The organism is Levilactobacillus sp. FUA 3915 (genome assembly GCF_044053135.1).
Lineage (GTDB): Bacteria > Bacillota > Bacilli > Lactobacillales > Lactobacillaceae > Levilactobacillus > Levilactobacillus lanxiensis.
Genome location: NZ_CP168704.1, coordinates 3,012,254 through 3,030,935 on the forward strand (window position 1 = coordinate 3,012,254; position 18,682 = coordinate 3,030,935).

Genomic DNA, 18,682 nt, shown 5'->3' on the forward strand with positions numbered 1-18,682 from the left:
GGGACCTCCTAGTCATCCAGATCATTTAAATCGTGTTTCTCGTACAGGTCGTGAATCTGATCCGTATCAAGGTTTTGCTCGGGCTTGACCTGGTAGGTCCGAACGTTGTGCCGAAATTCTTCGTCGCCAAACCGCTCGTCCATGAATTTTTCCAGGGCCGTCTCCCGCTTCTTTTGATTGATGGGGTTAAACGTCGGCCACTGTTCCACGACCCGGTCACGTTTACGATTCTGAATGATCGTCATCCCCACGGCAAACAGCCAGACCATCACGAAGGCAAACAACAGGATGATCCCAATAAACTTGATTTCAAAAATCCCCTCGTTGTACGACCACAGGTGGGGAATCTTCGGATCGTACGCCGCCCAAAAGGACGTGACCGTAATCACCACGGGCACAATGACGCAGATCCAGCCAAAGATGGCGACCAGCGTCTGCCAAATTTTCAGGCCCCAGTGGCCTTTTTCAAAATAAGCGTCGGTATACAATTGTTGCTTCACCTTGGCGCTATCACGCTCACTTGTTGCTGATTTTTTGGTCATCCATTGCCTCCTGTGGGTTAGCCGGGCGCCCAAAGCGATACCCCTGCCGGACCCGAATTTTTAACTGTTCCGCAAGTTGCTCGTCCGCTTCGTCCTCCACACCCATCAAGATCAACTGGATGTGATTTTCTTGGGACAACCGGTTCCAATATTGTAAATTCAAGTCCAGCCACACGGAAGGATCTTCCTTCCTGAAGCTCCGCATGGAACACTTAAGCGAATCGACCTGGGGCAAGAGCCACTTGACGTTCTTCAAATTTTCCAGGCTGGACCCGACGTTATCCACGTCAAAGCGCATACCATACGCCCGGCCATCCCGAATGCGTTTGAGAAATAACCGCCGATTCAAACGTCCCTCTTGCCCGTTAGCCGTATACTCGACCGCCAAATTCATCGGCGTGATTTTTGAAATCGCCCAGCGCACAAAGTAATGGAAGTCTGGACTTAAAATTTGATCGTATTCCAGGTTGATGGACAAGGTGATGTCTTCGCGGGGCAACGCCTTGAAGGTATCCTCTAGTAAAAAGATGACCCGCTGTAAGGGTAATGAGTCCAGCTTTTGTGGCAACGACCAAGACCCATCGTCATTATGTTGCCGCAGCAAGCACTCATAACCGGTCGTTTGACCACGAAAGTCGACCTGCTTTTGAATGAAGTACCGCAACTCAATTTCTTTATTCTCCAAATAGTTGTTCGAATTTTTCCGCGAATACCAAAAATAGATTGCCACCGTAATCACTAAGACCACGGCCGCAACCAAGGTAATCCACAATAAAACCGACTCTAATTGGGCTAACGACATGCTTTTTGTCCTCACTTTTTGAACCATTCTTAGGCCGTTACGCTTCTGCGCAACGGCCGCTGATAGTCACTTCTCGCTTGAATCTGGTTACCCGTCTAACTGGTCTCACGGCCAGCAAACGCGCATTATCCAGAGACAGCATCATCACTAATTGTATATTTTGTGGGGCCGAATTCAAATTCTTTGCCGGGATCTGTAACATCCTGTTAATAATGGATAGCAATAATGGATTATTGACTAATGGATACGAAAAAGCCACCGCCACAATCGCTTTCGCGTGTGGTGGTGGCTGCTCGTTGGTCTCGCAGTACCAAGGGTTAACCCGTTTTACCCAAGTGCTTGGGATTAACCAGTAAACTGTTTTTTCTGTTAGATATTCTGTCTGTGATTTTAGTCGATAGGCTGTTCAATTAAATGGCTATTTGGTCAAATGCCGTGACACCGGCTTCTTGTATGCAGCATAATCGAAGTCACATGATCAATTGCTACCTACAATCGACAAATTTTGACCGTTATTTTACTTCGTTGCCGACACAACCGGGTGAACCAGGTCATCGGCAACCAGTCGTTCCGCAATTTGAACCGTGTTCCAGGCGGCCCCCTTTAACAGGTTGTCGGACACGACCCACAGGTTAAAGGCCCCCGGATTTTCCAGGTCGGGCCGAATCCGCCCAACGTAGGTGTCACGTGTTCCGGTAGCATTGACCGGTTGCGGGTAGACTTGATGAGCGGGGTCATCCTGCAAAACGGCGCCCGGTGCGTCCGCGATGGCCTGCCGTAATTGGTCGACCGTGGCGGTAGGGTCGCCGGTGTCGATCCAGATGGATTCCCCATGACTGATGGGCACGGGAACCCGGACACAGGTGGCCGTGACCTTGATATCACTGGCATCCATGTCCCCCAGCATGATCTTCTTCGTTTCGTGAATCATCTTCCACTCTTCATGGGAGTAAAGGTTATCCTCCAGCACATCAATCTGCGGCAACAGATTAAAGGCCAGTGGATAATGCTTCTGGTCGCCCTTCGTCGGGAAAATGTCCGCTTGCATCTGCTTACCGTCCAGAAAATCCTGGGCCTCGGTGTATAGCTCGTTCAAGGCCGACTGCCCCGCGCCGGATGCGGCCTGGTAGGTAGACACGATGATCTGCTTCAACCCAATCGCCTGGCGAATCGGTTCCAGGGCCACCATCATCTGAATCGTCGAGCAATTCGGGTTGGCAATGATGCCCTGGTGTTGATACAACGCCGATTCATTGACTTCCGGCACGACTAACGGAATCTCCGGAACCATCCGAAAGGCACTGGTGTTATCCACGCAGACTGCCCCGCGCTTCACGGCTTCTGGCAGGAATTTCTTAGAGACACTGCCACCGGCCGAGGCCAAGACCAGGTCGACCCCATCAAACGTAGCGGACGTGGCTTCTTCAACCGTGACGTCCTGCTGTCTGAATTGCAAGACCTTCCCCGCCGACCGCGAAGACGCCAGTAATTTAACGGCCTTCACCGGAATCGTAGACTGCTCTAACTGTTGAATCAAGCGGGTCCCCACGGCGCCCGTGGCCCCTAAAATCGCAACGACAAATCCTTCACTCATACCGTTCATCCCTTAATTTTTAATTCAGTTTGCATCTTTTCCGTAAATACCGCCAACCGCGCCATGGCTTCTTTCAAATCCGCCATCGATGACGCGTAGGACAGGCGCACGTAACCTTCGCCACCAGCGCCAAACGCACTGCCGGGGGTCACGCCCACCTTGGCTTCTTCGGCCAGTTTCGTCGCAAATTCAACGGAACTCAGCCCAAAGCTAGCCGGAATCTTCGCAAACGCGTAAAACGCGCCGGCCGGCAACGCCGTTTCGTATCCCAAAGCATTTAATTTGGGCACGATGTAGTCACGTCGTTGTTGGTACACTTGCCGCATGTCCTGCGCATCATCGACGCCGTTGGTCAACGCCTCCAGCGCCGCATATTGGGCTGGATTCGACGGACTGGTGACCGCAAAGCCATGGAGCTTGCTGGCGTTCACCACAAAGTCCTTGGGGCCGACGAAGTAGCCGATTCGATAGCCGGTCATTGCATGGGACTTGGATAGCCCATTGATCAGAATCGTTTGTTCCGGCAACAATTCGGCCATCGAGGTGTGCGGCTGACCATAGGTTAATTCCGCATAAATTTCATCGGTTAAGACGTACATGGCATTTTGCTTGATGACGTCCGCTAACTCCTGGAGCTGCTCGCGGCTGTACTCGAACCCGGTTGGGTTGCCAGGAAAGTTCAGGACCAACGCCTTCACGTTGCCGGCGCCTTCCCGGTCGAGAACGGCCTGTAAGTGTTTACCGGTCAACCGGAACCCATCGGCCGTGGTATCCACCTGAACGGGAATTCCACCAAAAATCTCAATGACCGGCCAATACAAGGCAAAGGTCGGGGTGGCCACCAGGATTTTGTCTCCGGGGTTGATCAGACTACCCAGTGCCGCGAAGATGGCCTCGGTCGCCCCCACGGTCACTACGATTTCAGATGCCGCATCGTAGCTGACATGAAACCGTTGTTGCAGGTAGTCACTGATGGCCGTCCGCAGTTCCATGATGCCGCGCTGATCAGAATAATGGGACTTATTCTCCTGAATGCTCTGAATGGCAGCTGCCTTCACGTGTTCGGGCACGTTGAAGTCGGGTTCCCCCAACGTCAGCTTAATAATCCCCGGAATCTGCGCAAATTTCTGTGCAAAGAACCGAATCTGAGAAACGCCCATGGGCGCAAGTGTTTGGTTAACGATTGTTTTTAGTTTCGAATCCAGTAGCGGCAAATTGGTCACCTCTCCTAACCTTTATGTTTTCTGTTTATTATTGTTTTTGTCTGTCCGTTCCCGGCGGCGGGCTCAAGGCTGACTGCTGTGGGGAACGCTTCCAGCCTGGGAATCGGTCTTCCAGCTCGCCTTGAAACCTCGCTGAAGTTCGCGAGGTTCCAAGGTCGTCCCATGCTCTAGGTTGGGACAGAACCCCAACCAAGACCATCGACACAGCTGGGCATCTTGGCCCGCCTCTGGTCACTCACATCTGTGCGTGCCAAACATACTGGTGTAGTCGTTCAATCCCTTGTGGTGGTTGTGATTGACGGGTTAAAGTTGTTGATTTTACTACATTTATTTCTAAAGATCATGGACGCATCGCGGGGACACTATCTGACGACAACCCCAAGTACAATTGACGTAGTACCAGCCCAAAACCCACGTCATGGCCACCGGAAAATCTGCTTTAAACCAGTATCAGCCGCAGGGCTGGTGAAAATGGGCTCAGCCGTGGGAGTTGTCTTAGCGGTTTACCGCTTAGACAACTGCTATCTTTGAGACTCGCTTCTCAGAGGCTCAAAGTAAGTCTGGAGACCGCTCTTCGGCTCCAGACGTGCGCCCACAGCGCCACGGCCCATTTTCACCAGCCCGGAGGCGCTGCCAAGCACCCAAGCTTAAAGGATATTTTCCAGGCCGATGACCAGGTTCTGGCGGTGCATGACGGCGTCGATAGCGATGCGCACGCCTTTCATAAACGACGCCCGGTCCGTCGTACTCTGCTTCAGCGTCAAGGTTTCACCCGCCCCGCCGAAGATAACCTCCTCGTCGGCGATAAAGCCTGGCAACCGCACGGCGTGAATCTTAATGCCGTGGTAATCGCCACCGCGGGCGCCCAGGGGGTCCTGTTCCTGCGGATTATTCGATTCATCATGACCCTGTTGGTCATAGATTAGTTTGGCCGTGTTCAGCGCGGTCCCGGACGGTGCGTCCAACTTATCTGCATGGTGGTATTCCATGATTTCAGCGTGGTCGAAGTAGGCCGCGGCTTCCTTAGCAAATTTCATCATCAGAACGGCGGAGACTCCGAAGTTGGCGGCGATGATACCCCCTAGTCCCTTGGCATCGGCTGCCCGCTGGAGCGCTACCTGCTGGTCCTCGGCCATGCCGCTGGTCCCAATCACCGGTCGAATGCCGTGGTCAATGGCAAATTGGGCATTGGCGTAGACCCCACTAGGGAGGCTGAAGTCAATCCAAATATCGGCCGCTGGCAACTGGGCGCGGTCGTTCGCGACCACCACCGTTGGGTCTAACCGATACGTCCCTGGCGTCAGGTCGGTCACGTGGGGATTGTACACGCCCACTAGATTTAAATCGTCCGCCTGATCAATCATGGCGAGGGCCTTTTGTCCCATCGAGCCGTTAAATCCGGCAACAATTACTGAAATCACGCTTGGGCCTCCTTGGTGCCGAGAGCCGCATAGAGCGCCGCCTTTTCCTCAGCGTTGAGTGGCAGGATCGGCAAACGACACGTGCCGACCTCGTAGCCCTGGTCGTTTAGCACGGCCTTGACCGGTGACGGTGACGGGTACATGAACAGCGCCGCCATCTTAGGCGTTAGTTGCCGTTGTAAGGCCCCGGCGGCTTGGACGTTGCCGGCTGCCAGGTCGTCTAGCATCTCACGAATCTGGTCGCCATAAACGTGAGACGCCACGGAGATTACCCCGTTGCCCCCGACTGCCGTGGCAAACAGGGCCTGGGCATCCTCGCCACTAAAGACCAGGAAGTCTGCTGGCGTGTGTTCCACGATGTACTCGAAATCAGCCATCGTGTTGCACTGCTTGACGCCGCCAATGTTGGGATACTGGGCCAAGTCGACAACGGTTTCCTTGGTCATCAAGACCCCCGTCCGGCCCGGAATGTTGTAGATCATTACGGGCAGTGGCGAAGCGTCGGCCACCGTTTGAAAATGCGCCCGCATCCCCCGTTGGTTTGGCTTGTTGTAGTACGGCACGACCACCAGGGCCATGTCGATGCCGGGCACCTGGCCCAGCTTCTGGACAAAGTCGACGGTCTCCTGCGTGTTGTTACTGCCGGCACCAGCGATAACGGGCACCCGGCCACCAACAATCTTGCCAAAGCGCGTATAGAGTTCTAATTTTTCCGCTTCGCTCAGCGTGGGCGTTTCCCCGGTGGTCCCGCCAATGACGAAGCCCTTGGTCCCGGTCGCCAGCAAGTGATTGGTCAACTTTTCCAAGGCAGCATAGTTAATAGCGCTACCATCGGCGGTAAACGGCGTAATGATCGCCGTGAGTAAATCAGCATTTTCAAACATTCTCAATCTCTCCTTTAATGAGCCATTCTGTCAGTTAAGAAGCCCCGCATGGCGGTCACGCCCTTGATGATGGCGCCCTCGTGCGGCTGAAAATTTGCGGCATGAAGTGCGCCCGGACTGTCGACCCCCAGCCAAAACATGGTGCCGGGAATCTGGTTCAGCAAGTAGCCAAAGTCCTCGCCGGTCATGGCTGGCGGGGTCTCCTGGAAGTCCACATCGGCGGCCCGTTGCATGTACTGGATAAAGTGGGCCGTTAATTGCGGGTCGTTTTCCACGGGGGAGTAGCCCCCCTGATTAAACGTCACGTCAATCTGCGCGTTATAGGTCTGCGCAACGCCGGCGGCAATCTCACTCACGCGCTGCCGAATAAACAGGATCATGTCCTGGGTCAGCCCACGAATCGTGCCTTCCAGCCGGGCCTCCCCAGCAATCACGTTGCGAATCGACCCCGCCGTCATTTTGCCAAAGGTCACCACACCACACGCGGTGGGATCAATGTTGCGGGCAACGATTGTCTGAATCTGGGTAATGAAGCTGGCCGCAATCACAACCGCGTCGTTAGCCCGGTGGGGAAAGGCCGCGTGGCCGCTGGTACCATGAATCGTCACGTTGACCTCACTGGTCCCGGCAAACAGCGTGCCGAGGCGACAGCCAATCGTGCCGGTGGGCAGGTCGGAGTTGTCATGCAAGCCGTAAAATTCATCGATGTGCCACGCCCCAGTGAACAGCCCCAGGTCGTACGCCTGTTTTCCCCCACTCTCGCTCTCTTCGGCGGGTTGGAAGAAGAAAATCAGGTTATCCTGCGGTTGGTTCTCGGCAAAGTAGCTGAGAAGGCCCAGCGCCACGGTCATGTGAATATCGTGACCGCAGGCGTGCATGACCCCCGGATGGGTCGAATGGAACGGGCAACTGGCCGTTTCGTCGACGGGCAAGGCATCGATGTCGGCCCGGTAACCAATGGTGCGTTGCGGCTGTCGTCCCGCGACCTTGACGAGTAAGGCCGTCGGGAGTTCGCTGGGTTCGCGCACCGTTAACCAGGTCGCTGGTAGCTGATCGACCACGGCTTTCAAATAGGCGTGGGTGGCCGTCTCGTGAAGCGCCAGCTCCGGAATCTGGTGGAGGTGGCGGCGAATCTGAATGAGTTCTGCTTCCGTTAGCATGGTCTACAACTCCCTCAAGGTTTCTTCGATGTGGGTCTTATCGGTCGTCTGTTGGTCTTTGATTTTGATCACGCGAGCCGGCACACCCGCGACGACGGCATTCGGCGCCACGTCCTTCGTGACCACGGCTCCGGCCCCGACGACAGCATTGTCACCGACCTGCACGCCTTCTAACACGACCGCGTTGGCGCCGACCGTGACGTTGTTGCCGATACGGACTGGCGTGGCGGACGCGGGCTCCACAACGCCGGCAAGCACGGCATTCGCCCCGATGTGCGCGTTGGTGCCGACTGTGGCGCGGCCCCCGAGCACGGCGCCCATGTCGATCATGGTGCCGGCGCCGATTTCTGCGCCGATATTGATGACGGCTCCCATCATGATGACCGCGTGATCCCCAATCGTGACCTGATCACGGATGATGGCCCCTGGCTCGATACGGGCGTTGGTCGTTGCCGTGTCCAGCAGCGGCACAGCCGAGTTGCGGGCGGTCACCTCAAGGTGGTACGTCTCTTCCGACCGGCCCGCCAAGAGTGGCGCCACGTCGCGGTAATCTCCAATTAACAGGGTAAACTCGGGCGCAGCGAAGCGTTGTACGTTGGCTGGAACCTTATCAGCGGGAATATTTTCTTGCACGTAAGCTTTCACGGGCGTTACCTTTTCGGCGGTGCCAATGTACCTGATAATTTCTTCCGCAGTCATCTTTTTCATCAATTTTCCTCCTATATAATAAGCACCCGTTGCCGGCCAATTTGATGCTGGCCGATTCAGCTATGCGTCTCATTTTCTAAATTCATCGGTTTATAAATAGCTCTCATCCAACCGTGTCAGATCCGCAAAGGTCTCGCGGCGAACCACGACCTTAGCCTGGCCATTTTCAACGAAGACGACCGCGGGCCGCGGGTTGCGGTTGTAGTTGGACGCCATCGAGTAACCGTAAGCACCGGTGTCCAGCATGGCAATCAAATCGCCGGGTTCCGTGCGGGGCAGCTTGGCTTGGTCGACGAGAATGTCGCCGGACTCACAGTATTTTCCGGCCAGATGGACGGTTTCCTGTTGTGGGGCGTTGAGCTTGTTAGCCACCACCGCCTCGTATTGTGCCTGGTACAAAGCTGGTCGAATGTTATCGCCCATCCCCCCATCGACACTCAGGTAGGAGGTCAGGTTGGGAATATCCTTGCGCGACCCGACCGTGTAGAGGTTGTAGCCGGCGGGACCCACGATGGACCGACCCGGTTCGATCCAAATCTCGGGGAGGTCTAAGTTCGCTTCCGCTGCACTGGCCTTCAGGGTGGCGGCGATGTGTTGAATGAACACATCCGGGCCAATGGCTTCGTCGGCCGCCGTGTACGTAATGCCAAAGCCACCGCCGAGGTTCAAGATTTGCGGCACGAAGTCGAAATCATCGCGCCACTCGGCGGCAATGCTGACCAACTTTTGGACCAGCATTTCAAAGCCGGCGACTCCAAAGATCTGCGAGCCGATGTGGGCGTGAATCCCGATCAGGTGCATCTGTGGCACCGCCAGGACTTCCTGCAGGGCCCGGGTGGCTTGTCCGGAGGCAACGTCGAAGCCAAATTTGCTATCGACCTGACCGGTTTGCGTGTAGCGGTGGGTGTGGGCGGAAATGCCCGGTGTCAGCCGCAACATCACGTTGACGCTAGCCCCTTTGACGGCGAGGACTTCCTTGAGCAACTGAATCTCGTGGAAATTGTCCAGGATGATGACGCCAACGCCGTGGTCCACGGCCATGGTCAGTTCGGCCACCGATTTGTTATTGCCGTGGAAGCTGAAACGCTCGGCCGGGAACCCGGCTTGTAACGCGGTATACAGCTCGCCGCCGGATACGACGTCGGCGTGCAGGCCCTCTTCCTTAATGACCTGATACATGGCCACGGTTGCGAAGGCCTTGCTGGCATAACTAATTTGATAACGAAGCCCGCTCTGGTCAAAGCTTTCACGGAAGTCCTGAATCTGTTGGCGAATGTTGCCGACATCGTAAACCACTAATGGCGTGCCGAAGTCTCGTGCGAGTTGCGTGGCATCCACCCCACCTAACAACAGATGTCCTTGTTCATTGGCTTGTAAATCACGACTAATCATCTCTCAACCACCCTTTCGTTACGGGACAAAAAAAGGATCTCTTTGCTTACAAACAAAGAGATCCCAGAAATTTGCATTCTGCATCGTATTCGTCGTAAGCGCCCCGTAGCAGACATTTTTGCTACGACAGTCCGGGTTTTATTCAAACCACGTCCCAGCTAATCAGCCACTGAATTGACTGACGCTTCGGCAACCGCCCCTTTCCACAAGCTCCTAGTCCATTCAGGGACTCCCTTGCGTACTGATGTTGGTTGCAACCTCTTATTTGATGTTGGTATTAGATTAAAGCAATTCTCATAATTCGTCAAGGCTTCTGACGCAAATTCACAATGTTTTCTAACTTTACAAACTGGATTCAGAAAGTTTCGCTTGATTTAATCCGGAAAACTGCTAAAGTTGCCATTAAAAATAAATGTGAGTTTCAAACTAACTTTGAGGTGATTTTTGTGAAAGTCGTTAAGTTTGGTGGTAGTTCACTGGCCACCGGCGAACAATTTGATAAGGTCGTTAACATTATTCGAGCGGACCCGGAGCGTCAGGTCATCGTGACCTCGGCCCCCGGCAAACGGGCTAAAACGGACGTCAAAGTGACCTCGGCCCCCGGCAAACGGGCTAAAACGGACGTCAAAGTGACCGATCTGTTGATCCAATACGCCCAGCAGGTCCTGGCGCAACAGGACTTTTCAGCCACGGTCGCCCAGATTACGAATCGCTACCAGGACATCAGTGATCACTTTGCGTTACCGGCCGCAACGCTCCAGACCATCACCCACAAGCTTGGCGCTTTAGCCACAACAGATTTTAAGGACGACGACCACCTGATGGCGGCTTTCAAAGCCCACGGCGAATTGCTCAACGCCATTTTGCTGGCGGCCGTATTAAACGAACAGGGCATCCCCGCGAAATTTTTAGACCCGCGTGACGCCGGTTTCTTGGTCGATGGTGAGCCCAATAACGCGGATGTCTTGGACGAAACTTATCTTAATTTGAGTCATCTTTCACTAAGTGGGGCCCGCATCGTGTTCCCTGGCTTCTTCGGCTACAGCCCGAGTGGGGACATCTACACCTTCACCCGTGGCGGGTCCGACATCACGGGCGCCATTTTAAGCCGCGGCTTCAAGGCCGACCTCTACGAAAACTTTACGGACGTCGACGCCATCTACACCGTCGATAACCACATCGTGCCGCACCCCGCCGTCATCTCCAAGATGTCCTACCGGGAAATGCGGGAACTCTCCTACGCCGGCTTCTCCGTCTTCCAAGACGAAGCCATTATCCCGGCCGTTCAGGGCCAGGTCCCGGTCAACGTCAAAAACACCAACAACCCCACGGCGCCGGGCACGCTGATTGTGCCGGAACAATTTCTCTTCAATCCAGCCAATCCAATTACCGGGATTGCCTGTTCCGACCGGTTCTCTGCGCTGTATCTCCACCGTTACCTGTTGAACAAGGAGGTTGGCTTCACCCTGAAGCTACTCGAAATTTTCCAACGATATGGGATCTCCTATGAACACATGCCATCCGGAATCGATGACCTCACAATTATTTTTGACCAGAGTAAATTGGATTCAGCGACCATCAAGGCCCTTTGTCATGACATTCGTGAAACGTTAAAACCCGATTACTTGGAGTGGATCGACGATTACGCCATCATCATGGTCGTCGGCGAGGGAATCGCCCATACCGTTGACACCATGGGTAAGGTGATTGATTCCTTGACCCAGCACGGCATCGCCATTCAAATGATCAACCAAGGCGCCTCACGCATCTCCATCATGATTGGCACCCAGCGCAAGGACGCGGCCGCCGCGGTCCGGCACATCTATGACACCTTTTTCGTAAAAAGTGAGGTATAAATCAATGACAACTTTAATCAAGGCCCACGGGTCCGAAAATCAATTCTTCTTGCTCGACCAAACCACCCTTGCCACGCCCCTAACCGATGCGGAGCTGACGCAACTGGCGATTCGCCTCTGTTCCCCCGTCACCGGCATCGACAACGGCGCGGACGGGCTCTTGGTCATCAACGACGTCCCCGACACGGACTGTGCCGGCCAGATGCGCGTCATCAACGCCGACGGTAGCGAAGCCAAGATGTGTGGCAACGGCCTGCGAACCGTGAGCCGCTACTTAGCGGAAAAGACGGGTCAAACGGACTTCAAGGTCGCCACCCTGGAAGCCAATTTGCCAGTCCATCAGGCGCCCAGTCTAGCTAAAAACGTCCCGGCTTTTAGCGTTCAAATCGCGCCAATCTCCTTGGCTGCCGCCGACCTACCGTTCCACTATCAGGACTTAAGTACCATGGTCGATGTCGCCGTGCCAGAGTTCATTCCCGGCCAAACCTTCACGGCCATTGCCGTCCCGAACCCGCACCTGATTAGTTTCGTGGATCACATCGACGCCGCGCAACTCGGCAAGCTGGGTGAACGCCTGAATGCGAAGAACCCTTATTTCCCAGAGGGCGTCAACGTGAGCTTCGCTGAGATTCGGGGCACCAACACGCTCTTCGTCCAAACGTATGAACGTGGCGTCGGCTTCACGAACGCCTGTGGCACGGGCATGTCCGCCACCAGTTTGGCATTCGCCCAACTGCACCCCGACCAATTTGACGCGCAGCAGGACATCACCGTCTTCAATCCCGGCGGCTTGGTCAAGACGCACATCACGCTGGCACAGTCGGCAGCAGCCAGCCAGATTCAGCTGATTGGTAACGCCAACTTCACGGCCACCCTCACCATCGCTGAAGCTGACCTCCATCAGGCCAACTTGCAAAACGTCACGCTTACGACCACGGGCGAAGAAGCCGCCTACCAGGAATTTGTGGCGGCGGTTACGGCTTAACTTAAATTTTTTTAGACAAAAACACCCAACCTTACAATCTGGAGGTTGGGTGTTTTTCTGCAAATAAAAAGACGAAACACCGTTAACCAGTGTCTCGCCTAATTTTAATCAGTTAAAAAGTGAAAACGGGTGAGCTCCAAGGCAGAGTTGTCCATGATCAATTGACCGTGTTCCGCCAAGACATCAGGGGCAACCTTGGTCCGATCCGCGTACTCGTACGCCACGGCCAATTCGTCCTTGATGGACTCTGGTGAGGTCTCATTCGTGAAGAAGACCAGTTCCAAATAGAAGTCACCACTGTACCGGTAAAGGTTCGTGGCCGCATTTTCTAAATGCAACACCCGTGCCAAGCTAATCATATCTTCAAAGGAATGTAGCTTAACCACGCGGGTCGCCGTTGGTTGACCCTTGTCGCTTAAGTAATCCTCAATATCATTGGAGTCATTGGCAGTCGCAGACTTAAACCCAGAGAAGAAATCCTTCTGGTCGTCCGTCGCTGACAGGTGTTCTTTAATTTGATCCGATACTTGATCGGGGTGAGCACTATCGACACTCGCGTCGCCTTGATTATCATCAATGGTCGCGTCATCTTCGTCCACATTCTTACTGATAAACAACTCCAGACCATTACGGTTCGGTAGTACCTGGAAGGTTACCGCTTCGTTGTCTTGAAATTGGTGATCAACGTCGACCTCTTCCAAAATGCTGTAAAAGAAGCCTTCGATTTGCTTATGATTGCCGAGCAGATCCAGCACAGTGATTCCGCGTTCGCTGAGATCATCATTGCCGATAACTACCCGAATCGTGTTCTCATTGATTCGTTCCGATTCCATGAATAACACCCCTTTCTCGTGGGTTTGGGTATTGTCCTTGATTCTAATTCTAGTCATTTTTGCCGGCTTGTAAAGTCATCATACCAAAAAACCGGACTGCAAGTAACATTTTCTCACAAATCCGGTCAGATGCAACTAATTAAGCTTCATTTATGCCATTTACTAGTCGTTGGGCCCGCTCGAGCTCAAGTGCGCGCACTTGTCTTGGCAGAAACCGGCGAATTTCTTCTTCGTTGAAACCAACCTGCAGACGTTTCTCATCGACCATGATTGGCCGCCGCAGAATGCCGGGATGGGTTTGAATCAATTGGTAGAGCTCACGTAGGGGTAAATCGTCGAGATCGACGGTCAATTCCTGGTAAACCCGCGAGCGCTTGGACACAATTTCTTCGGTCCCATCTTCGGTCAACCGCAAGATTGATTTAATCTGCGCAATCGTCAAGGGCTCGGAGAAGATATTCTGTTCGCGGTACGCGATACCGTGTTCTTCAAACCAAAGACGGGCTTTGCGGCAAGAGGTACAACTGGGTGAGGTGTAGAGCGTAACTGTCATAATCTTTTCCTCCTTAACGGTCTATAAAAGTTTTAATAGCTTCATTATACAGACTTTTACAGAAAAGGAAAGACCTTTTTGAAAATAACTTTATTAACAATTTTATACCATTCGTCTACTAATCGACTAATAGATGTTCTAATGCCACAGTTGTGATGATTAATCAGTTGAGGACCATTTATTTTTATCGAATAAAAATCATTAGATATTATAAATAGAACCAGCCGAGACCACGCTAACTTTGGTGGTATTCCCCGCTGCGGTCTGTGCTTCGGCTGCCAGTTGCTGAAGGTCCCCCGTCTGTGGTAGATGGGTCAGCAAGAGCCGTTTAACTGCCGCCTGCCGTGCCAAATCTCCCGCTTGCGTCGACGTCAGGTGCCAGGCCGTTCCCTGATGGTCGGCGAAGAAATTCGTATCGGCCAGTAAGACATCTACGCCGGTTGCCCACTCAGCTAACCCATCAAAGGCTGCCGTATCAGACGTGAAGGCCAACGTTGCCCCCGTAGCCGTCTCCGTGATGCGGGGAGCGTATGCCGGTACTGGATGATGCGTTGGTAAGAAATCAATCGTAAACGGCCCCAAATGCAGCGTGTCCGCCGGGTTATAGGCTTGACCAACCGTGGCATTGGGCCAGGTGAGACTGCCAAAGTTCAACGGATCCGCCGTGTGCCCATAAATTGGCAAGACAGGTTCGGCCCGCGGCCCCTGTTTCAACTGCCAGAGGTACTGTAACACACCCACATCAGCCGTATGGTCATGATGGTAATGGGTCAATAACACGGCGTTCAGCTGTAAGGGGTCCAAGACTTTTTCCAAGGCAATCAATGCCCCGCTCCCGCAATCTAATAGCAAATTAAAGTCGCCGCTGGTCAGTAAATAACTGCTAGTGCCCACGCCGTTGTGGGGATACCCACCGTAACACCCTAAAACTGTTAATTTCATCCAATCATCCTCTCATGCGAATTACCACGTTGCGTCAACGCTTCTTAGCTCTAGTTTAGCGCGCTGACCGCAGAGTGTAAACGTTTCGCTTTTGTTCAGAAGAACCTTATAATAAAGGTAACAAACCAGTCAGGAGGGATGAGCATGCTTCATCAATTATCAGCAACTTTTGGGAGTCGGGATATGTTAGATGGTATCATTGCGCAAAATCCAGACCGTCAGTTGGTTTTAATGGCTGATTCCGGTGGCGACGAGGGCTTACAGTTAGTCGACGTCTCCGGCCAGCCTAGTGTGTTTAAGAGCAATCTGGACTATCAGGTTCAGCTCCATCAAGGGAGTCAGCAGTGGCAAGGGTTCTTTAATTTCAACTACTTCACCCTGGACCCGGACGCTGCTAAGGTTTTCAACGCCAAGGCCAACCGCTTTGCTGGCAATGGTCTACCTAGTGGCATGACGGCGTTTTACGTGTTGACGAAACAGAAGAGTGCCAACGAATACGTCCTATTGACCATGTGGGACGACAGCCAGGCCTATTCTCTCTGGCGCCATTCACCGGCCTTCGCGCCATTTGACGTGTACAGCACCAGCGCGAACCATTTCCATGCTGCCTCATATCAACAAGTGAAGGCAGAAAAGGATTAGCATTAGCCATTATCAGAAATTAACCACCTAACGCACCGTGGGCCAATTAACGTGGCCTGACGGTGCGTTATTTTTGCGTTACAATGGGAGTATCCTGTTTAGGAAAGACGGCGATCATGTGACCCTCTCAGTATCTAACGCGGCGACGGACAAGATTTCGCCGTTGCTCCCCCTCACCACCGAACAAGCCCAACTGGTCGAGCGGGTGTTCACCTTCACCACAACACACGTAACCGGCAACGGCCCGGCTATTTTCACCATCTACGGCGATGCCGGTACGGGAAAAAGTGTCGTCTTGGCGCACCTCTTCGCAGCCATTCAAACAGCTGCTCGGACCGATGCCACGAGTCCACTGGCCGACACTGAAAACTACTTCCTAGTGAATCATCCGGAAATCCTCAAAGTTTACCGAGAAATTGCCGGACACCAACCGCACCTGTTCAAAAAAGACTTCCAGCGGCCAACGACCCTAATCAATCAGATTAATCAGGGGAAGAAGCACGCGGACGTCCTAGTCATCGACGAGGCCCACCTCCTGCTCTCACAAGCGGACCACTATAACAATTTTTACGGCGACAATCAGTTAACCGCCCTAATGGCAACCGCCAAGGTCATCATTTTAGTCTTTGATGAAACCCAGGTCTTACGATTAAAGAGTTTCTGGACGGAACACCGCCTAGAACACCTGCTGGCCCCATTCGCCCATGAGACGACACGTCTAACGCATCAATTTCGTATGCAGGCAAACGACGCACTGATTTCATGGATCAACGACTTCACCCACCAACAGTTGCGTCCCTTACCTGCCTCTGCCGGTCAACATTACGATTTACGTACCTTTACGGACGCAGAACAGATGCGTCAAACCATTGTCCAGCGAAACCAGGCAGTCGGGCTCTCACGCATTGTCTCGACGTCTGGCTACCCGTCGACCCTGGATGGCGGCAAGCATTATATTACGGAGGGTAAGTTCCACCTCCCCTGGGACCAATACAACTATACCAGTACGCCCTGGGCGGAGCTGCCGCAGACTATCGATGAAGTGGGTTCCATCTATACCTGTCAGGGATTTGATTTGAACTACGTGGGCGTGATTCTCGGCCCCCCAGTTAAACTGGACAACCACCATCACCTGATCATTGACCTAAATCAGTATACGGACGTGGAGGCCTTCAAACGCCGCACAGATTTGACGGACCCCCATGAACTCGCGCTAATCAAGCAGCAGCTAGTCCTTAACTCAATCAACGTCTTAATGAAGCGTGGCGTACAAGGCCTCTACATCTACGCCCATGACCCACGCCTACGGGATTATCTCGCTAACGCCTAATACGAACAAAGGGACTCACCAGCATGTAAGTCAAATGCCTACAGCGCTAGTGAGTCCCTTTTCAGTTAATGCTTCAAATAGATCTCTAGATATCAAAAAAGCCTTCCCAACAAGGAAGACTTTAACTGACGGTCCGTACGAGACTCGAACTCGTGATCTCCTCCGTGACAGGGAGGCGTCCTAACCAACTAGACCAACGAACCAACAATTGCGGGAGCAGGGTTTGAACCTGCGACCTTCGGGTTATGAGCCCGACGAGCTACCAGACTGCTCCATCCCGCGATAATATTAAATTGTGACAATGACCCGTACGGGATTCGAACCCATGTTACCGCCGTGAAAGGGCGGTGTCTTAAACCACTTGACCAACGGGTCATAACTAAACGGAGAAGGAGAGATTCGAACTCTCGCGCCGCTTCCGCGACCTATACCCTTAGCAGGGGCACCTCTTCAGCCACTTGAGTACTTCTCCATAATGGGCCTAAATGGACTCGAACCATCGACCTCACGCTTATCAGGCGTGCGCTCTAAACCAGCTGAGCTATAGGCCCATATAAAGCGGGTAACGAGAATCGAACTCGCGACAACAGCTTGGAAGGCTGTGGTTTTACCACTAAACTATACCCGCAATATGATGAGATATAATCAATGGCGCGGGACGGAATCGAACCGCCGACACATGGAGCTTCAATCCATTGCTCTACCAACTGAGCTACCGAGCCATTAAACCATTTAGAAATTATGGATACCGTATTCGGGCGACCAAATACGGTAACGGTCCGTACGAGACTCGAACTCGTGATCTCCTCCGTGACAGGGAGGCGTCCTAACCAACTAGACCAACGAACCAACAATTGCGGGAGCAGGGTTTGAACCTGCGACCTTCGGGTTATGAGCCCGACGAGCTACCAGACTGCTCCATCCCGCGATAATATTAAGGTAAAAGGAGGATGAGAGATTCGAACTCTCGCGTGATTTTACTCACCTGACGGTTTTCAAGACCGTTCCCTTCAGCCAGACTTGGGTAATCCTCCATAATGAAACACCATACAAGTGCCCTCTGGTGATGGACCTTGTAGGACTCGAACCTACGACCGAACGGTTATGAGCCGTTTGCTCTAACCAACTGAGCTAAAGGTCCAGTTCAAGTCTTAATCGCGGCGGGGGGGATCGAACCCTCGACCTCTCGGGTATGAACCGAACGCTCTAGCCAGCTGAGCTACACCGCGAAGTGTTAAATAAAATATATTTATTTAATCGGGAAGACAGGATTCGAACCTGCGACCCCCTGGTCCCAAACCAGGTGCTCTACCAAGCTGAGCTACTTCCCGTTAAAATGCACCCAGTAGGAGTCGAACCTACAACCTTCTGATTCGTAGTCAGACACTCTATCCAGTTGCGCTATGGGTGCAAAATATCTAATTGTGATGCTTAATACCTTTCGGTATTAAGCGGAAGACGGGATTCGAACCCGCGACCCCCACCATGGCAAGGTGATGTTCTACCACTGAACTACTTCCGCAAAATTAATGCCGACTAGAAGATTCGAACTTCCGACCCCCTGTTTACAAGACAGGTGCTCTACCAACTGAGCTAAGTCGGCATAGTCAGTATCATTGTGTATCTAATTTACTCACCGCCCGAAGGCGAATGAGCCGTGACAGGCTCGAACTGTCGACCCTCTGATTAAAAGTCAGATGCTCTACCAACTGAGCTAACGGCTCATATATGGAGGATACAGGGCTCGAACCTGTGACCCTCTGCTTGTAAGGCAGACGCTCTCCCAACTGAGCTAATCCTCCAAATTCGCGTAGC

General features: G+C 53.1%; 16 protein-coding genes, 18 tRNA genes and 1 riboswitch. Of the genes, 4 read left to right on the forward strand and 30 right to left on the reverse strand.

Translation table 11 applies throughout. From position 1 onward, the window contains the following. Positions 1-8: 8 nt before the first annotated feature. From ACEPST_RS13960 to lysA, 9 genes are all read right to left on the reverse strand, one after another. The gene (locus ACEPST_RS13960) at positions 9-542 is read right to left on the reverse strand and encodes a hypothetical protein (RefSeq protein ID WP_203645390.1); all 534 of its coding nucleotides are present in this window, start codon (positions 540-542) and stop codon (positions 9-11) included. After that, on the reverse strand, positions 517-1,344 hold the full coding sequence (locus ACEPST_RS13965; protein WP_204120867.1) for an EAL domain-containing protein: 828 nt from the start codon (positions 1,342-1,344) through the stop codon (positions 517-519). The genes ACEPST_RS13960 and ACEPST_RS13965 overlap by 26 nt, the downstream gene beginning before the upstream one ends. Before the next feature lie 517 nt (positions 1,345-1,861). Then, positions 1,862-2,938, reverse strand: coding sequence for an aspartate-semialdehyde dehydrogenase (locus ACEPST_RS13970; protein WP_204120868.1), 1,077 nt, complete (start codon positions 2,936-2,938; stop codon positions 1,862-1,864). A gap of 5 nt (positions 2,939-2,943) precedes the next feature. Beyond that, positions 2,944-4,152 carry an aminotransferase class I/II-fold pyridoxal phosphate-dependent enzyme gene (locus ACEPST_RS13975; protein WP_204120869.1) on the reverse strand — a complete coding sequence of 403 codons (1,209 nt, stop codon included), beginning with the start codon at positions 4,150-4,152 and terminating at the stop codon, positions 2,944-2,946. 656 nt (positions 4,153-4,808) lie between these two features. Further along, on the reverse strand, positions 4,809-5,582 hold the full coding sequence (gene dapB, locus ACEPST_RS13980) for a 4-hydroxy-tetrahydrodipicolinate reductase (RefSeq protein WP_203645408.1): 774 nt from the start codon (positions 5,580-5,582) through the stop codon (positions 4,809-4,811). Next, complete coding sequence (gene dapA / locus ACEPST_RS13985) at positions 5,579-6,466, reverse strand: 4-hydroxy-tetrahydrodipicolinate synthase (RefSeq protein WP_204120871.1); 888 nt, start codon at positions 6,464-6,466, stop codon at positions 5,579-5,581. The genes dapB and dapA overlap by 4 nt, the downstream gene beginning before the upstream one ends. 14 nt (positions 6,467-6,480) lie before the next feature. Further along, positions 6,481-7,626, reverse strand: a complete 1,146-nt coding sequence (locus tag ACEPST_RS13990; protein WP_204120872.1) for an N-acetyldiaminopimelate deacetylase — start codon at positions 7,624-7,626, stop codon at positions 6,481-6,483. A gap of 3 nt (positions 7,627-7,629) precedes the next feature. Then, positions 7,630-8,334: a 2,3,4,5-tetrahydropyridine-2,6-dicarboxylate N-acetyltransferase gene (gene dapD / locus ACEPST_RS13995; protein WP_204120873.1), complete on the reverse strand. Its 705-nt coding sequence runs from the start codon at positions 8,332-8,334 to the stop codon at positions 7,630-7,632. Positions 8,335-8,424: 90 nt separating this feature from the next. Then, a complete protein-coding gene (lysA, locus tag ACEPST_RS14000) occupies positions 8,425-9,726 on the reverse strand; it encodes a diaminopimelate decarboxylase (protein WP_395390449.1) in 1,302 nt (433 codons plus the stop codon). Between the two features lie 88 nt (positions 9,727-9,814). Beyond that, a riboswitch (Lysine riboswitch) is annotated at positions 9,815-9,997 on the reverse strand. A 175-nt stretch (positions 9,998-10,172) separates the two neighbouring features. On the opposite strand from lysA, the gene ACEPST_RS14005 reads away from it, so the two are divergent. Together ACEPST_RS14005 and dapF are read left to right on the forward strand one after the other, a co-directional pair. After that, positions 10,173-11,582, forward strand: coding sequence for an aspartate kinase (locus ACEPST_RS14005; RefSeq protein ID WP_395390450.1), 1,410 nt, complete (start codon positions 10,173-10,175; stop codon positions 11,580-11,582). 4 nt (positions 11,583-11,586) lie between these two features. After that, the gene (gene dapF / locus ACEPST_RS14010) at positions 11,587-12,567 is read left to right on the forward strand and encodes a diaminopimelate epimerase (protein ID WP_395390451.1); all 981 of its coding nucleotides are present in this window, start codon (positions 11,587-11,589) and stop codon (positions 12,565-12,567) included. A gap of 104 nt (positions 12,568-12,671) precedes the next feature. Here dapF and ACEPST_RS14015 read toward each other — a convergent pair whose 3' ends face one another. From ACEPST_RS14015 to ACEPST_RS14025, 3 genes are all read right to left on the reverse strand, one after another. Then, positions 12,672-13,400, reverse strand: a complete 729-nt coding sequence (locus ACEPST_RS14015) for an adaptor protein MecA (RefSeq protein ID WP_203645443.1) — start codon at positions 13,398-13,400, stop codon at positions 12,672-12,674. Between the two features lie 139 nt (positions 13,401-13,539). Next, positions 13,540-13,953 carry a transcriptional regulator SpxA gene (gene spxA / locus ACEPST_RS14020; protein ID WP_203645427.1) on the reverse strand — a complete coding sequence of 138 codons (414 nt, stop codon included), beginning with the start codon at positions 13,951-13,953 and terminating at the stop codon, positions 13,540-13,542. Between the two features lie 201 nt (positions 13,954-14,154). Beyond that, positions 14,155-14,895 carry an MBL fold metallo-hydrolase gene (locus ACEPST_RS14025; RefSeq protein ID WP_204120877.1) on the reverse strand — a complete coding sequence of 247 codons (741 nt, stop codon included), beginning with the start codon at positions 14,893-14,895 and terminating at the stop codon, positions 14,155-14,157. A 144-nt stretch (positions 14,896-15,039) separates the two neighbouring features. Here ACEPST_RS14025 and ACEPST_RS14030 point away from each other — a divergent pair, with 144 nt between their 5' ends. After that, on the forward strand, positions 15,040-15,537 hold the full coding sequence (locus ACEPST_RS14030) for an antibiotic biosynthesis monooxygenase (RefSeq protein ID WP_204120878.1): 498 nt from the start codon (positions 15,040-15,042) through the stop codon (positions 15,535-15,537). A 118-nt stretch (positions 15,538-15,655) separates the two neighbouring features. Then, positions 15,656-16,867 (forward strand): DUF2075 domain-containing protein, encoded by a 1,212-nt coding sequence (locus tag ACEPST_RS14035; protein WP_204120879.1) that lies wholly within the window; start codon positions 15,656-15,658, stop codon positions 16,865-16,867. Between the two features lie 129 nt (positions 16,868-16,996). On the opposite strand, the gene ACEPST_RS14040 is transcribed toward ACEPST_RS14035, so the two are convergent. From ACEPST_RS14040 to ACEPST_RS14125, 18 genes are all read right to left on the reverse strand, one after another. After that, a tRNA-Asp gene (locus tag ACEPST_RS14040) sits at positions 16,997-17,070 on the reverse strand. 5 nt (positions 17,071-17,075) lie between these two features. Continuing rightward, positions 17,076-17,149 (reverse strand) — tRNA-Met (locus tag ACEPST_RS14045). Positions 17,150-17,169: 20 nt separating this feature from the next. Next, a tRNA-Glu gene (locus ACEPST_RS14050) sits at positions 17,170-17,242 on the reverse strand. A 9-nt stretch (positions 17,243-17,251) separates the two neighbouring features. Beyond that, positions 17,252-17,339 (reverse strand) — tRNA-Ser (locus ACEPST_RS14055). 4 nt (positions 17,340-17,343) lie between these two features. Further along, a tRNA-Ile gene (locus ACEPST_RS14060) sits at positions 17,344-17,418 on the reverse strand. 6 nt (positions 17,419-17,424) lie between these two features. Continuing rightward, a tRNA-Gly gene (locus tag ACEPST_RS14065) sits at positions 17,425-17,495 on the reverse strand. Between the two features lie 21 nt (positions 17,496-17,516). Continuing rightward, a tRNA-Phe gene (locus ACEPST_RS14070) sits at positions 17,517-17,589 on the reverse strand. A gap of 53 nt (positions 17,590-17,642) precedes the next feature. Continuing rightward, positions 17,643-17,716 (reverse strand) — tRNA-Asp (locus ACEPST_RS14075). Between the two features lie 5 nt (positions 17,717-17,721). Beyond that, positions 17,722-17,795, reverse strand: a tRNA-Met gene (locus ACEPST_RS14080). A 16-nt stretch (positions 17,796-17,811) separates the two neighbouring features. Then, positions 17,812-17,901 (reverse strand) — tRNA-Ser (locus tag ACEPST_RS14085). Positions 17,902-17,934: 33 nt separating this feature from the next. Beyond that, positions 17,935-18,008, reverse strand: a tRNA-Ile gene (locus ACEPST_RS14090). A 14-nt stretch (positions 18,009-18,022) separates the two neighbouring features. Then, positions 18,023-18,096 (reverse strand) — tRNA-Met (locus tag ACEPST_RS14095). 28 nt (positions 18,097-18,124) lie between these two features. After that, positions 18,125-18,198: transfer RNA gene (locus ACEPST_RS14100), tRNA-Pro, on the reverse strand. A gap of 6 nt (positions 18,199-18,204) precedes the next feature. After that, positions 18,205-18,278: transfer RNA gene (locus tag ACEPST_RS14105), tRNA-Arg, on the reverse strand. Between the two features lie 39 nt (positions 18,279-18,317). After that, positions 18,318-18,389: transfer RNA gene (locus tag ACEPST_RS14110), tRNA-Gly, on the reverse strand. 8 nt (positions 18,390-18,397) lie between these two features. Then, positions 18,398-18,470: transfer RNA gene (locus ACEPST_RS14115), tRNA-Thr, on the reverse strand. A gap of 48 nt (positions 18,471-18,518) precedes the next feature. Continuing rightward, positions 18,519-18,591: transfer RNA gene (locus ACEPST_RS14120), tRNA-Lys, on the reverse strand. Positions 18,592-18,596: 5 nt separating this feature from the next. Continuing rightward, positions 18,597-18,669: transfer RNA gene (locus tag ACEPST_RS14125), tRNA-Val, on the reverse strand. Positions 18,670-18,682 lie beyond the last annotated feature (13 nt).